Here is a 13,300-nt window from a genome sequence, read left to right as displayed (position 1 = left end):
CGAAATTGGGGTGTGACTCATGATCGGACTGGGCTTGCTGCTGCTGATCCTCGGGTGGCTGTTCGGCGTCTACGTGCTGTGGGCGATCGGGATCGTCCTGCTGGTCGTGGGTGTGGTGTTCTGGATCTTGGGGGCGATGGGCCGGCCGGTCGCCGGCAGGCGCTACTGGTACTGAGTACGGGGGCAGCCAGAGCGGCTGTCAGACTCGGCCGCCGGTGCCCAGCGTGGCTTGCATGTCCGCTTTCATGGCCACCAGCTGGGCGTTCCAGTAACCCCAACTGTGCACCCCGTTGCTGTCGATATTGAATGTGGCGTTGTGTCCGCCCGCACCGGTGTAGGCGTCGCGGAACGCGATGTTGCTCTGCATCACGACCTGCTCGATCACCTGGCCGGGCAGGCTTCCCTCGCCGATCTCGGACGGGGTGCCGTTCCCGCTGTAAATCCACAGTCGGGTGCCGTTGCCGGCAAGGCGACCGGCTTGGACCGTCGGGTCATTACGCTGCCATCCCGCGCTGCCGGAGGGACCCCACATGTCCTGGGGGTTGAATCCGCCTTCGTCGTTCATCGCCATTCCGATCAGGGTGGGCCCGTTGCCGCTGGACGGCGTGAGCAGCGCCGAAAGCGAAGCAGCATAAGCGAACTGCTGTGGATGATAGGCCGCCAGGATCAGCGCTGACGACCCGGACATGGAGACGCCCACCACCGCATTGCGGGTGGAGCGCACGCCTTTCCCCGCGAGATAGCTCGGCAGTTCACGGGTAAGAAACGTCTCCCACTTGTAGGTCTGGCCGTTGGCCGATCCATACCAGTCGGTGTAGAAGCTGGAGCGACCGCCGACCGGGGCCACGACCGATATCCCCGAACCGCTGTACTCACTGAATGCCGGCGTATCGATGTCCCACCCGCTGCGATCGTCACGGGCCCGCAAGCCGTCCAACAGGTAGACCGCCGGCGCGCCACCGCCCTGGAACTCAACGGTGATGTTGTGTCCCATGCTCGGTGAGGGCACCGACAGGAATTCCGGACCGGCGGCGCCGGCGGGCGGGGCCGATGGGCCCACACCCATTAGTGCCGACAGTAACCCCGCCGAGGCAGCGACCGCGCTGATCCGGCGCCGCCGGTGCGTTGCGTTGTTCCACATCGTTCTCCCCTTTCGCGCAGACCCGAGCGCCAACGCCGTCGGCCGGGCGTGCGAGAGGGGAGAGGTCGACACAGGGCCCGGAGGCGTTGGGGCCAACCGTGGGGCATTTTCGAAAATCCGCGGATGGTTGCCCTGCAGTCTGAGACAGTTTTCTGACCTTCTTGTCCTAACAAAGTAGTGGACCGTTGTCCAGGGTGTTCGCCAAAGCGCTGCGGAGACGAAAATTTCCGGGCATGCGGTTTGAGTCCGGGTTGCGATGGGCACCTACACCGTCATGTCTGCGCGTACCATTCTGGATTCTCTTGGCCCGCTGACGATCGCGGTATCCGCAGCCGGTGCCGCGATGCTACTGACTCCGGGTGTTCCCATCGCGAGCGCCGAGCCGTGTCCCGACACCGAGGTGGTCTTCGCGCGTGGAACCGGCGAACCTCCGGGGGTGGGCCCGACCGGCCAGGCGTTCCTCAATGCGCTAAACGCGCGCCTGGGAACGAGCCCGACCGACTACGCGGTCAACTATCCGGCAACTGATCATTGGGACACCGGCATCGAGGGCATTCGGGACGCGGGTGCTCACGTCGTGTCCCGGGCCACCAGCTGCCCCAGAACCAAGATGGTGCTGGGCGGCTACTCCCAGGGCGCGGCGGTGATGGGCTTCGTCACGTCGGCCCAGGTGCCTGACGGCGTTGACCCGGCGACGGTGCCCAAGCCACTGGACCCCGACGTCGCCGAGCATGTCGCAGCGGTCGTGCTGTTCTCGATGCCCAACGAGCGGGCGATGAATTTCCTCAACGAACCCACGATCGTGATCGGCCCGCTGTATCAGGCAAAGACCCTGCAGGTGTGTGCGCCTGAGGACGCGGTGTGTTCGGACGGAATGGATTTCGCGGCCCACGACAGCTATGCGGGCCCCGACTCAACGATGGTTCAGCAGGGGGCCGACTTCGCCGCCCGCCAGCTCCTCGACGCCCACGTGGGTTAGCCCACGGGCCGTCGAGCTGGGGGCGCTCAGGCGCTGGCGACGCACGATGGCCCCGGCCTACCTATTGGTTGCGGCCGGAGCCATCGGAGCGATCGTTTCCCCCAAGTTGCCGGGGGCGTACGGGTTTAGTGGACGTGCCGGAAGCCGTCCACGCCCGCCAGCGCGTCAGCCACGGACGAGGTGGTCGGCAGCGCCTTGCCGGGATCGCAGATTCGCAGCAGGCGCGACACCGCGGCTCCGGGCACCATAGTGCAGTAGACCATGGCATCGACGCATTGGCCGGCAATCGTCTGGAGTGACGAAAAACCAGCAATACCAATGAATTCCAGATCATTGAGGTCCAGTATCAGCCACTCGCAGGAGGCCACGCAGCGATGCACGTATTCGGCCAGCTGGTCGGCGTTGGAGGCGTCTAACTCACCGGCCACGCTGATCACGGCACCGGAGCGTCCCCAGCGGGTGACGCAGCGGGCAGTGCGGCTGGCCCAGGTATCTGATTGGGACGGAAAATCTAGTCGGGTCGCCGGACGGACCGGTCCGGCGATATCTAAAGCGGGCATTGAACTACTCCATCAGTCGAAACTCGTACTGTGGATCGCGTCGATGCGAGTTACACCTTCACGGATGAAAAGCAGGGAGTCAGCTCCCTGGCTAGCGTGGGTGACGCGTCTTCCGGGGCGGCTGTGAACTCAACCTGCAGATAAACCTACGCCATTCCTCGCCGTACTGCAACGATTCGGTAACGCTGCTTTTGTCGGGCGGTCTCGAATTCCCTTGCAGCAAACCGTTTCGGCCGTCGCCACGTTGAAGGGTCCGGTGGTGTGGTTGACGACCGGTTATCGCATTTCCGCAGACCACAGGGCATTCGCTGCTCTTCTGCCACATGCGTGGCTCGCGGATGGATGCCTTCGTCGCCGGCGGACGCCGCTACCTCATTCGGTATTGCCTGAGCGTTGTCTGGCAAGGAATTCGATTCCGCCCCAGAATGTCGTCCGCTCCGTTGCCGCCGCCCGACGGCTGGGGGAACATAGGTGCATCTGGTGGGGGATATGGGCGGAGCGATGACCGTGGCTGTGACGAGCCGCACCGGCATGATGCACGACGTGGCGGAGCTGGTTGAGACGCTGAATCAGCGTTCCCGCGTGGAATCCGATGGCGCGCTGGATGAGTTGGTGGTGAATCTGCTCGCGCACATGTCTTGCGCTCAGCATGCTGGAGTCACGCTCACCACGTCCGGCGGCGATGTGCAGACGCTTTCTGCAACCGACCCGTACCCGGCGGCACTGGATGACATTCAGCGGCGCCGGCGCGAGGGGCCGTGCCTGGCCGCGGCCTGGAATCACCACGTGGTCCGCCTGGATGACATCTGCAGCGAGGAGCGGTGGCCGTCCTACTGCCAGGAGGTCGTGGCCACCACGCCGATCCGGTCTCTCCTGGCGTTTGAACTGTTCACCGGTGAGGGCAGCACCGGTGCTCTGACCTTTTATGCCGACACCGCCCATGCTTTCGCCGATGACGCGGTGGAGCTGGGTCTGATTCTGGCCACGCACGCGGCGCTGGCCTGGCACATGGTTCGTCGCGACGAACAGTTCCGCAGTGCCCTGGCATCGCGCGACATCATCGGCCAGGCCAAGGGCTTGCTGATGGAGCGGTTCGGCATCGATGCCTTGCAGGCCTTCGAGCTGCTCAAACGACTGTCGCAGACCTCCAACACCCCGTTGGCTGAGGTGGCGCAACGGCTCGTGAGCCACCGCTGACCCCCTCGGCAGCCGCGGCGTGTCACACGACGGCTCGACTACGCCCAGGCGGTCGGTTCTGGCTGGGTCAGAGCTGACTCTCCGGGTCAAGAACGGCCCACACCGTCTTGCCGCTCGGCGTGGGGCTGCTGCCCCAGGCGCGACACAGGGCACCCAGCACCGCCAGGCCGGAAGCCCACTCAGGGCCGCCGCCGGCGCTTTCGCGCAGCATCGCCGGGCTGACATCGGTGTCCTGGACGGCGATGGTCACGGTGGAGTCGGCGCATTCCAGCAACACCACCGGGGAGCTGTCGGTATGGCACAGGACATTCTCCACCAACACGTCGACGACCACTTTCGCCGTGGGGATGAGTGGCTCGCGCGACCAGTTGGCCAGCCACTCAGCCACGAAATCGCGGGAACGGCGCAGACTGCTCGCGGCATGCGCCAAGGCGATACGGGCCCGGCGCCGCGGGGGCGGGCCGTGGGTCAGCGAGGCCACCGCGGACTCGACATCGGCGTGCACCGAGACGTAGCGGGTCACCCCGGCGCTCGCGATCCGCGCGGCAACATTCGCTCGCGGACAGACCAGCAGGATCGGGATATCGGGCCAGGTGCTCACATGCCACTGGGCGCTGGCGAAGACCGACCATGCCGAAGGCGCCGGGACTTCCAGCCGACTGACATCGACCAGCACAGCTGGCGGCTCATCGAGTGCCGCGTTGATTACGCTGTCGCGAAGTTCGCGATAGGTGGTGCTGTCCAATGTCCCGGCGGCAGTCAACAGGCAGCCACCGGTGACGGTGGCCGCTGTCACCGTCAGTTGGCTCGCCGCGCTACTCAGGGCCGCTCTCCTGAGGTGCGTCAGACCCGTCAGATCGGCGCACTCCGGCTTCGGCGGAAAGGTGGCCGCGATCCTTCAGCGCGGCCACACCAGCAGCAGACGCCCCAACGCCGAGGACGTTGAGCGGCCCGGGGTGGCGCGCCATTGCAGTAACCATCGTGAGGTGGCTACCCACTCCGGCTTCGCCGGCAAACTCAGGTCACGGTCAATAACGTGTGATCCAGGTCCGACAACACCTCGCTGGGCAGCTTGCCGGTGAAAGCGGCCAGGAACCGGGCCGCCACGTCGCGCACCTTGATGTTGGTCTCCTGGGACCGCCACACAAGGATGTCGAACGCACGCTCCGCGGAGATCCCGTACGCGACCATCAGCACCCCCTTGGCCTGCTCGATCACCGCACGCGACTGGGCGACCTCGGAGACCGCGGCGCTGACATCGGCCTGCAACACGGTGGTGACGTCGACGTAGAAGCCGGCGGTGCCGGTCACGGTGCCTTTGTCGTCGAGCATGCGATCGCCGACCACGATCACCCAGTGCACCTGCCCGCCGGTGTCGATGATCCGGTGTCGGCTGCTGAACGGTTCGCCTTCGATGACCCGCGCCAACACCGCTGCCACTTCCGCGCGGTCCTCGGGGTGTTTGTGCTGCAGCAGCAGTTCGGTGGTGGGCACCACCGAGCCCGGCTCGTAGCCGTGCATACGGGCCACGTTGTCCGACCACTCCCAGCGTTGCTCGCCGAGCCAGTAGTGGAACCGTCCAACCCGCTGAGGTTCGCCGTGGCCGACTACCAGATCGAGGTCACTGTGGACCTCGGCGTCGTCGCCCATGGGCGCCGCAAACGAAGCGTTGAGATCCCCGACCACCGCATACCCGCCTTCTCGTACCCCACCAGTATGAGCTGATTCCATAGGCCGGCGGGAGTACCGCAGCCTGTAATCGCAGGAATGTATGCACAGACGATCCAGACCGACGCTGGCTACTGAATGCCCGGGCGACGTAACTATCCACAATTTCGCGACGCTGCGCAACCACACGCCGTGTTTCCCTGCCGGCGGTGCCGGTACGCGCTGTGGCAGGTGTGTTCCAGCAAAGCGGACCGCCAAGTATCGACTCGATGGAAGGAGTCACAAGTGAAGCTCTCCAAGACTGCGGCCAAGACGGCCGCCGGCGCGGCCGGTATCGCCGCGCTGAGTGTTTTCTCCGCGACCACCGCCATGGCCGAGCCGGCGATCCACCCGTTCGGCACGCCCGAACAGCTCGAGAACGGGGCGATGGTCACGTCCTACACGGTGAGCAACCTGACCCCGGCGCACGTCACCATCCCCGGCTACCAGCCGCAGGGCAATCTGTACCAGGCGGACGTGACCGCCCGCGCCGAACGCGGAATGGTGACCCCGGTCGTCGCGGGCTTCAACGCCCGGGCATCCGACAGTGAGACCTACCGCGTGATCAACACGGTGCCTACGCCGGGCGGCATCAACCCCGGGCCTCTCGCCCAGGGGGCCGTTGCGAACGGAAAGATCTACTTCGACGTGACCGGCCCGGCGCCGGACGGGGTGGTCTACAACGACGGCGTCCAGGACGTGCTGGTCTGGACCAGCCAGACCTGATGCGCAGCTGAACTGGGTCCGAGGGGGTCGGGCCCAGTTCGGCGTGTTCCGACTCCGCCCCGGGAGCATCCGAACCGCTGACGCGATTAGTCACCGCCACGACGGGTATCTCATGAGTCATGACGACTTTGGGTTATGCGTTGTCCTGCGAGGAGTTTCATCCCACCGAGTTGGTTCGCCAAGCGGTGCGGGCTCAAGAGGCCGGCTTCGAGGCGCTGTGGATCTCTGATCACTTTCACCCCTCGAACGACCGGCAGGGCAACAGCCCCTTCGTGTGGTCGGTCATCGGCGCGCTGTCGCAGGCCTGCACTCTCCCGATCACCACCGCGGTCACCTGCCCGATTGTCCGGGCCCATCCGGTGGTCATCGCCCAGGCGGCGGCGACCAGTGCCGCACTACTGAACGGCCGCTTCACCCTGGGAGTGGGCACGGGAGAGGCATTGAACGAACACATCACCGGCCGGCGGTGGCCCTCGGCGGCCATCCGGCGCGGCATGCTCGACGAAGCGGTCGCGGTGATTCGAGAACTGTTCACCGGTGCGCAGGTCAACCACCACGGCCGCTACTACACAGTGGAGAACGCCCGGCTCTATACCCTGCCGCCGCGACCGACTCCCATTTATGTCTCGGGATACGGTCCGCACTCGGCCCGGCTGGCGGGCCGGATAGGCGACGGCTATCAGTGCAGCATGCCGGCGGCAGAGCTGGTTTCGGAGTTCCACCACGCCGGCGGCTTGGGCAAGCCCGCCCAGGGCGGGTTCAAGGTGTGCTACGGACCGTCGAAGGAGGAGGCGGTACGCACCGCGCGCGCCACCTGGCCCAGCGAGGAGCTGCCCGGAGAACTGGGCCAGAACCTGCCCACCCCGGCCCATTTCGAGCAGGCGGCGAGCTTGGTCACCGCCGAGGCGGTGGAGCGATCAATTCCCGCGGGGCCGGACGCCAAGCCGTATCTGGACCGGATTCGCGAGTTCACCGACGCCGGCTTCGACGAGGTATACATTCAGCAGATCGGAGCAGACCAGGAGGGCTTTTTCGCCTTCTGGGAGTCCGAGATCGCGGCGGAACTGGCGGCGTCGGCGTAATGGCGGCGACGAAAGAGATTGGGGCGCAGCGCTACTTGCCGGAACGGCGGACGCTGGGCGCACTTCGTGAGGCGGCCGCGCAGTGCCGCGGGTGCGGGCTGTACCGCGACGCAACGCAGACTGTGTTCGGTGAGGGGCGCCGTGATGCTCCGCTGATGCTGGTGGGGGAGCAGCCCGGCGACCACGAGGATCTCGAAGGCCACCCGTTTGTCGGGCCTGCCGGGCAGCTGTTGGACCGTGCGATGCGCGACGCGGGTATTGATCCAGCGCTGATTTATGTGACCAACGCGGTCAAGCACTTCAAATTCACCCGCCGCGACGGCAAACGCCGCATTCATCAGAAGCCCGGTCGCACCGAGGTGGTGGCGTGCCGGCCATGGTTGATCGCTGAGATCGACTCGGTGCAGCCGGAAGTGGTGATCTGCCTGGGCGCCACTGCTGCGCAGTCGCTGCTGGGTCCCTCGTTTCGTGTCTCCACCGGGCGCGGTGAGCTGCTGTGCCTGCCCGGCTTGGCGGGGTCCAACGGGCGGCCGAGAGTCCTGGCCACTGTTCATCCCTCGGCGGTGCTGCGTGACCACAGCGACCAGCGGGCACAGGCCTACCACGCATTCGTTGCTGACCTGCGGACAGCTCGTAACGCCGTGACCGGCGGTGGAGCAGCGCTGGTGCATCCCGCCGTTTGACAAAGCCTGTGGCGGGTAACTGTATGCGTGTTGAAGGGAGCAAACTATGCCGAAATCCCCGGCTTGGCGCCAACGAACGGCGGGTAATCGCCGATGACCATATTAGGTGTGCCTGGCGGGCTGCAGCGCCGTCCACCCAACCTGGACGGCGTCTACGCGCCGCAAGAGGATTCGCATCTTCTGATCGATACGATGGAACGCAGTGGGCTGGCGCCGCGCGCCAAGGTGCTGGATCTGTGCACCGGCAGCGGGGTGGCGGCCATAGCGGCGGCCGAGCTGGGCGCGCAGAGCGTCACCGCGTTCGACATCTGCCCGAAGGCGGTGCGCTGCTCTCGAGACAATGCGCGTGCCGCCGGGGTGACCGTGACGATCCGGCAGGGGCCATGGAGTGCCGCGTCGCGCTACGCGCCGTTCGACTTGGTGGTGGCCAACCCGCCCTATGTTCCCTCGCCACGCGGCGGCGGGCCCATCCCGACGGCTGGTGGCCCCGAATGGTCCTGGAACGGCGGAGTAGACGGCAGAGTGGTGCTGGATCCGCTCTGCCGATCGGCGGCCTCGCTGCTGCGGCGGGGCGGTACTTTGCTGCTGGTTCAGTCGGCTCTCGCCGGCGTCACCGCGTCATTGGAGACGTTGCGTAAATCGGGTCTTGCTGTAGAAATAGCGGCGGTCCGCAGTATCCCGTTCGGTCCGGTGCTCTCAGCGCATGCCGGCTGGCTGGAACAGACGGGCCGGCTGCCGCGAGGTTGTCGGGTTGAGCAGCTGGTGGTCATCCGGGCGGACAAGCCGTGAGTGGGCTGCAGCCCACGGTGGTCCGGCCCGTCCGGCAGGGGCCGGTGCTGATTGCCGGACCGGTACGGATTGAGACACCGGACGGCACTGTCGAATCGGATCGGTTCATGGTGGCAATCTGCACCTGTGGGCGCAGCCGCAACTATCCGCTGTGCGACACCAGTCACCGCCGCCGGAAGGGGTCGGCGCGTGGCGCCGACGGGGAGTCCGTCAAAAAAGGCTAGTGTCCCGCAGGCGACTCACCGCTCGGTGTAGTCGTCGTCGGGCAGTGGAACGCTGATGGCCTGATCGATCAGGTCGGCCGTGCTGGCCTCGACCTTCCCGACGCGGTCCAGTACGGCCGGGTCGAGTCCTTCGTCGTCAGAGGCGTCCGCGGGAATCAACTGGTCCGCGAGATCTGCCTCTGAAACGGCGTCGGGTGCCGGCAACCCTTCGGGTTGGGTCATGACGACTCCTTTCGTCTCCGCGCGCGTGGCGTGCCCGAGGCAGACTGTGCGGCGCGTTCGGCGGCGAGCAGCGCATAGTCCGCTTTCAGTTGATTGTTGTCCGATCGGAGCCTGTTGTTGTCGGATTCCAGTCGATTGTTGTCCGACTCCAAACGGGCGTTACGCGCTTCCAGGCCGAGGATCTGTCCAATACCCGCCATGTTGATGCCGATGTTCGCCAGTTCGGTGATTCGCCGCAGGCGGGCAAGGTCGTCATCGCTGTAGCGACGTGTTCCGCCGGCCGTGCGCGCCGGTGTGAGCAGGCCTCGGGCCTCGTAGAGCCGCAAGGTCTGCGGACCGATGCCGGACAACTCGGATGCCACCGAAATGCCGTACACCCCAAGCCCGGACCGGGCATTCGTCTCGTCGGCCACTGTGTGTCGCTCCGCTCGTCGAAATCCTTCAGCGATCTGTTGCACAAACGTACCACAAGTGCTATATAAAAATCTGTGTCGGTAGACATAGATGATCTGCCGTAGATCAAGGAGGTGGAGATGATGTTGATGCGTACCGACCCGTTCCGTGATCTCGACCGCTGGACCCAGCAGGTGCTGGGCACCGCAGCACGGCCGGCGGTCATGCCCATGGACGCCTGGCGAGACGGTGACCAGTTCATCGTCGAATTCGACCTGCCGGGGGTCGCCGAAGACTCGCTGAATCTGGACGTCGAGCGCAACGTGCTGACGGTGCACGCCGAGCGTCCCGGGCTGGACCAAGACCGCGAGATGGTGTCCGCCGAACGGCCGCGCGGAGTGTTCAGCCGACAGCTGTTCCTCGGTGACAACCTGGATGTCAACCAGATCCAGGCCAGCTATCAAGACGGCGTGCTGCGGCTGACCATCCCGGTCGCCGAAAAGGCAAAGCCACGACGCATCAAGATCGCCAGCGGCCACGGCGAGCGGGCCATCAACGCCTGATTGCGAGGGGCCGGGCGGCGGCCTGCTACCCGGTGAAGGAGGTGAGCACAATGACCACCGACACTGCGACCGCGGCGGCACTCGACGAGGCGGAGAACATTGTGCGCGCCGAATGGCTGCGCCTGTTGACCGCCGCAGATACCGGGAACTTGACCGCGGTAACCACCGAATTGCCCGTCGCCCGGCCTCGCCCCCCGAAGCTCGCCCCATGCGGCATCACTTTTGGCCGGCGTGATGCGCCGCTGCCGGCCGGCCGGCGACACCGGCCGGCCACGCGGCGGCGTAACAGGAGAGTGTGGCCGACGCAGCGGTCGCCTCCGTGGCCGCTGCCGAGTTGGTCAAGTGCTTGCCGGCAAGGGAGGTGGTGCTCCATCACGATCGACAGCGGGCGGTGACTCGTGCGTCGCAAACCGACGTCTGACCAATGAGCGTGTTCGACGCAGACGGGCTTGCGCGCGCATCGCCACCGACGTGGCAGCCAAACAGGTGGGCCGCGCGCGAGGTCACCGCAAGGTGCGGCGGGGCCCCGCTGCTGTCAATGCTCTCCCCGGCAGCGGGCCTCGTCGACCTGATCTACAAACGACACGGCGTCGTCTCGACGCGGACGTTGGCCAGGCCCAGAAGGTTGACCAGCCGGTGTACGACAGCTTGATCGCTGCGCAGCAGGGCCTTTCGGCCGTGGGCGGCACAGCAGTGGTCGAGCAGGCACAGTTGGCGATGCCCGACGAACTCCAGCTCCCGAGCATCGATTTCGAGGGTGTCGTGGCGCAGTAGCGGCAGAATCCGCTGCAGGGTGGTGAGCAACAGTGGTTCACCGGCGGCGTCGAGATTGCCGGCCAGTGCGATCGCGTTGCGCCCTGCGGGCTGGGCATACAGTTGGAAAGGCAATGAGCTCGGTCCGGCCGCCGGATGCAGACAAACCAGGCCGGCCGCCGCGTCACCGAGTTCAGCGACGTTGTAGCCACACATCGCCGCAACCGGCAGGGTAGAGATTCGCCGGTCACCGAGAAATTCCAAGGCCGCCTGAGCGTCACGCTGAGCGGGGGTGCGCACCACGGGTGTCACATCCACGACGATCCGAAGTCCGCTGAAGCCGTCGGCGACCGCGGCCACTGCGGCCGCCGCGTAACGTTCGGCCATCAGGGCGGCGTCGACCCACCCCTCCCCGGAACAGATAGTGCTCCGGCACTGTCTTGACGTGCACCTCGCGTGAGCCACTTCCGAGGCCGGCCGCGGCCAGGGCAGCGCGCGTGGTGGCGGGATCGTCCGCGCCGACGTAGGCGACTCGCTGATCGAGTTTCAGCCCGTCCGCGAGGTAGTCCGCCGCGCGGTGCATGAACTCTGCGGGATCCCGGTATCCCCAACCGACGTGGCCGAACTCGCCCGATCGATCTGCTCGGTACACCCTCATCACGCCGACTTCCTCATGCGCAGATGTGCCTGCACGGTGGTCCCGCTCGCTGTGGAGTGAATACGCACCAGGTCGGCGGTAGCGTTGACCACGAACAGGCCGTATCCCTGGTCGTGGCCGTTGGTGATCGGTCTCCGCCCGGCCAATCGGTCGGTCAACTGGCCCGCATCGCGTACCTGGCAGATCAATTGGTCATCCGCCGCCCACAGCAACAGGGTGCAGGGGCCCGGCCCATGCTGCAGGCTGTTGGATGCCAGCTCGTTGACTATCAACTGCAGGTCCGCGATCCCGGCATCGGCGAATCCGAACCAGCGGGCGTATTTGGCGGAGAACTGCCGGGCACCGGCCAGATCGGTGAGCCGGTGCAGGGTATAGCTGGCCGCTGAGGGGCTGCTGGGCAGTGGCTCGTTGTAGCGCTCCCACGCGGCATCGGGGGCGAAGTCGTCGCTGGTGCACTCGGGGTGCCCGACCCGGCCCAGTCGCGGATGGGTGATCTCGGCATCGACGAGGATGTCCGGGTCCAGATGTGTTGAGTCATAAGGACAGAGCAGCGAGATGTCGCGGTCGGCGAACGCCTCGTTGACCAGCGCCTCATGCTGAACACAGGCCGGATACTCCAGCTCCGTGCGGCTGCTCCAGGCCAGCTCGCCGATCATTCGCACCGGGCCCGTCTGGTGTCGTGCCGCGAAGGTGCCCAGCACACCTCCCAGGATGTGACCCGGATTGCGTCCCACCCGGTTCATGTCGGCCAGAACTACGGCCTCACGCGTGTCCGCCGGCAAGGCATCCCGCAGCGCCGAGAGATTTGGTTCGGGAACCGCAACTAACACCGGTTGACCGGCGGCCACGGCGTCGGCGACATACGGCACCAAGTGGTCGAGATATTCCTGAGGCGATCGGTAGAACAGCGCAATATGGCTGAACGAACCGCGATCAGTGTCGGCGCTGACCGTCATCGCATGTGCCCCTGTCATCGACCGCGAACAGGCCGCAGAGTCGCCCCCGAAGTGTGCGAGGCACGCCCGACTGTTGGCGGCGTGCCGAGCACGGGATCAATACCAGTAGCGCCGGCCCGCGACCGGACGCCCCACCGCTCCCAGGATCCACAATGCAGCGCCGACAACCAATAGGATGACACCGACAGTCCACAAGACGTTGATCTTGAAGATCAGCGCCAGAATAAGCAGGACCACTCCCAGAGCAATCATCACTAACCCTTTCTCTTACACAATCAAACCGACCGCACCCAACGAAGAGGGTTGCGGCAAATGGCAATCGGACACGACGGGGTTGAACCCCAGGTAGTTCAAAGGACCCGCCAACGTAGTGACGGCGATGGTTCCCGCGTTTGCACAGCTGGCTTGGCTGCCATGGAAATAGTCGCGTTGCCAGGCGGCGAAAACACCGATCAGCAGCCAGATCAGCACAATGGTCCCGGCCAATCCACCGATTCGCATCCGTCCTCCATTCATCTGTACAGCGATCAATTCCCCGTTCGAGCGGTGTCGAAACCTGGCAATTTTTTGAGGGTTCCGGCCAATCGTTGATCCGAGCGTGCACTGCGGCTTTCGACGGAACATCAGCCGAGAAGACTCCGGGCAAGGCCCGCATGCGTAGGGTTTG

General features: G+C 65.7%; 19 protein-coding genes. 9 read left to right on the top strand and 10 right to left on the bottom strand.

Annotation, left to right across the window (positions count from 1 at the left end; genetic code table 11):
• Window positions 1-19: 19 nt before the first annotated feature.
• Window positions 20-175: a DUF6131 family protein gene (locus AWC18_RS21600; RefSeq protein ID WP_165607191.1), complete on the top strand. Its 156-nt coding sequence runs from the start codon at window positions 20-22 to the stop codon at window positions 173-175.
• Between the two features lie 24 nt (window positions 176-199).
• On the opposite strand, the gene AWC18_RS04995 is transcribed toward AWC18_RS21600, so the two are convergent.
• A complete protein-coding gene (locus AWC18_RS04995) occupies window positions 200-1,141 on the bottom strand; it encodes an esterase family protein (RefSeq protein ID WP_064996831.1) in 942 nt (313 codons plus the stop codon).
• Between the two features lie 256 nt (window positions 1,142-1,397).
• On the opposite strand from AWC18_RS04995, the gene AWC18_RS04990 reads away from it, so the two are divergent.
• Window positions 1,398-2,120 (top strand): cutinase family protein, encoded by a 723-nt coding sequence (locus AWC18_RS04990; RefSeq protein ID WP_085137979.1) that lies wholly within the window; start codon window positions 1,398-1,400, stop codon window positions 2,118-2,120.
• Between the two features lie 125 nt (window positions 2,121-2,245).
• Here the strand turns inward: AWC18_RS04990 and AWC18_RS04985 are convergent, their stop codons facing one another.
• Window positions 2,246-2,557 carry an STAS domain-containing protein gene (locus AWC18_RS04985; protein ID WP_064996833.1) on the bottom strand — a complete coding sequence of 104 codons (312 nt, stop codon included), beginning with the start codon at window positions 2,555-2,557 and terminating at the stop codon, window positions 2,246-2,248.
• A gap of 654 nt (window positions 2,558-3,211) precedes the next feature.
• On the opposite strand from AWC18_RS04985, the gene AWC18_RS04980 reads away from it, so the two are divergent.
• Window positions 3,212-3,877 carry a GAF and ANTAR domain-containing protein gene (locus AWC18_RS04980; protein WP_420093310.1) on the top strand — a complete coding sequence of 222 codons (666 nt, stop codon included), beginning with the start codon at window positions 3,212-3,214 and terminating at the stop codon, window positions 3,875-3,877.
• A 67-nt stretch (window positions 3,878-3,944) separates the two neighbouring features.
• On the opposite strand, the gene AWC18_RS04975 is transcribed toward AWC18_RS04980, so the two are convergent.
• Window positions 3,945-4,673 carry an STAS domain-containing protein gene (locus tag AWC18_RS04975; protein WP_085137977.1) on the bottom strand — a complete coding sequence of 243 codons (729 nt, stop codon included), beginning with the start codon at window positions 4,671-4,673 and terminating at the stop codon, window positions 3,945-3,947.
• A gap of 221 nt (window positions 4,674-4,894) precedes the next feature.
• Window positions 4,895-5,527 (bottom strand): PAS and ANTAR domain-containing protein, encoded by a 633-nt coding sequence (locus AWC18_RS04970; protein WP_109559992.1) that lies wholly within the window; start codon window positions 5,525-5,527, stop codon window positions 4,895-4,897.
• A 303-nt stretch (window positions 5,528-5,830) separates the two neighbouring features.
• On the opposite strand from AWC18_RS04970, the gene AWC18_RS04965 reads away from it, so the two are divergent.
• From AWC18_RS04965 to AWC18_RS04945, 5 genes are all read left to right on the top strand, one after another.
• Window positions 5,831-6,310, top strand: coding sequence for an MPT63 family protein (locus AWC18_RS04965; RefSeq protein ID WP_064996837.1), 480 nt, complete (start codon window positions 5,831-5,833; stop codon window positions 6,308-6,310).
• Between the two features lie 119 nt (window positions 6,311-6,429).
• On the top strand, window positions 6,430-7,392 hold the full coding sequence (locus tag AWC18_RS04960) for a TIGR03557 family F420-dependent LLM class oxidoreductase (protein WP_085137975.1): 963 nt from the start codon (window positions 6,430-6,432) through the stop codon (window positions 7,390-7,392).
• Entirely contained in the window at window positions 7,392-8,075 is a 684-nt protein-coding gene (locus AWC18_RS04955) for a UdgX family uracil-DNA binding protein (protein WP_085137974.1), read from the top strand. The genes AWC18_RS04960 and AWC18_RS04955 overlap by 1 nt, the downstream gene beginning before the upstream one ends.
• Before the next feature lie 108 nt (window positions 8,076-8,183).
• Window positions 8,184-8,864: a HemK2/MTQ2 family protein methyltransferase gene (locus AWC18_RS04950; RefSeq protein WP_272937685.1), complete on the top strand. Its 681-nt coding sequence runs from the start codon at window positions 8,184-8,186 to the stop codon at window positions 8,862-8,864.
• Window positions 8,861-9,088, top strand: coding sequence for a CDGSH iron-sulfur domain-containing protein (locus AWC18_RS04945; RefSeq protein ID WP_085137972.1), 228 nt, complete (start codon window positions 8,861-8,863; stop codon window positions 9,086-9,088). The genes AWC18_RS04950 and AWC18_RS04945 overlap by 4 nt, the downstream gene beginning before the upstream one ends.
• Window positions 9,089-9,103: 15 nt before the next feature.
• Here AWC18_RS04945 and AWC18_RS04940 read toward each other — a convergent pair whose 3' ends face one another.
• Window positions 9,104-9,310 (bottom strand): Rv3202a family protein, encoded by a 207-nt coding sequence (locus tag AWC18_RS04940; RefSeq protein ID WP_064996841.1) that lies wholly within the window; start codon window positions 9,308-9,310, stop codon window positions 9,104-9,106.
• Complete coding sequence (locus AWC18_RS04935) at window positions 9,307-9,723, bottom strand: MerR family transcriptional regulator (protein WP_064996842.1); 417 nt, start codon at window positions 9,721-9,723, stop codon at window positions 9,307-9,309. Before AWC18_RS04935 ends, AWC18_RS04940 begins: the two co-directional genes overlap by 4 nt.
• Window positions 9,724-9,843: 120 nt before the next feature.
• Here AWC18_RS04935 and AWC18_RS04930 point away from each other — a divergent pair, with 120 nt between their 5' ends.
• Window positions 9,844-10,266, top strand: a complete 423-nt coding sequence (locus AWC18_RS04930; RefSeq protein WP_076047383.1) for an Hsp20/alpha crystallin family protein — start codon at window positions 9,844-9,846, stop codon at window positions 10,264-10,266.
• A gap of 573 nt (window positions 10,267-10,839) precedes the next feature.
• On the opposite strand, the gene AWC18_RS04925 is transcribed toward AWC18_RS04930, so the two are convergent.
• The 4 genes from AWC18_RS04925 to AWC18_RS04915 form a co-directional block, all read right to left on the bottom strand.
• A complete protein-coding gene (locus AWC18_RS04925; RefSeq protein WP_272937684.1) occupies window positions 10,840-11,484 on the bottom strand; it encodes an MEDS domain-containing protein in 645 nt (214 codons plus the stop codon).
• A 192-nt stretch (window positions 11,485-11,676) separates the two neighbouring features.
• Window positions 11,677-12,633: an anti-sigma factor RsbA family regulatory protein gene (locus tag AWC18_RS04920; RefSeq protein ID WP_085137971.1), complete on the bottom strand. Its 957-nt coding sequence runs from the start codon at window positions 12,631-12,633 to the stop codon at window positions 11,677-11,679.
• A 96-nt stretch (window positions 12,634-12,729) separates the two neighbouring features.
• The gene (locus AWC18_RS21595) at window positions 12,730-12,885 is read right to left on the bottom strand and encodes a DUF6131 family protein (protein WP_165607192.1); all 156 of its coding nucleotides are present in this window, start codon (window positions 12,883-12,885) and stop codon (window positions 12,730-12,732) included.
• 15 nt (window positions 12,886-12,900) lie between these two features.
• A complete protein-coding gene (locus AWC18_RS04915; protein ID WP_076047347.1) occupies window positions 12,901-13,134 on the bottom strand; it encodes a hypothetical protein in 234 nt (77 codons plus the stop codon).
• Window positions 13,135-13,300: the final 166 nt, after the last annotated feature.

Source organism: Mycolicibacter nonchromogenicus (assembly GCF_002101775.1).
GTDB lineage: Bacteria > Actinomycetota > Actinomycetes > Mycobacteriales > Mycobacteriaceae > Mycobacterium > Mycobacterium nonchromogenicum.
The sequence above is the reverse complement of the archived record's forward strand: the minus strand, read 5'-3'. Positions and strand labels throughout refer to the sequence as shown.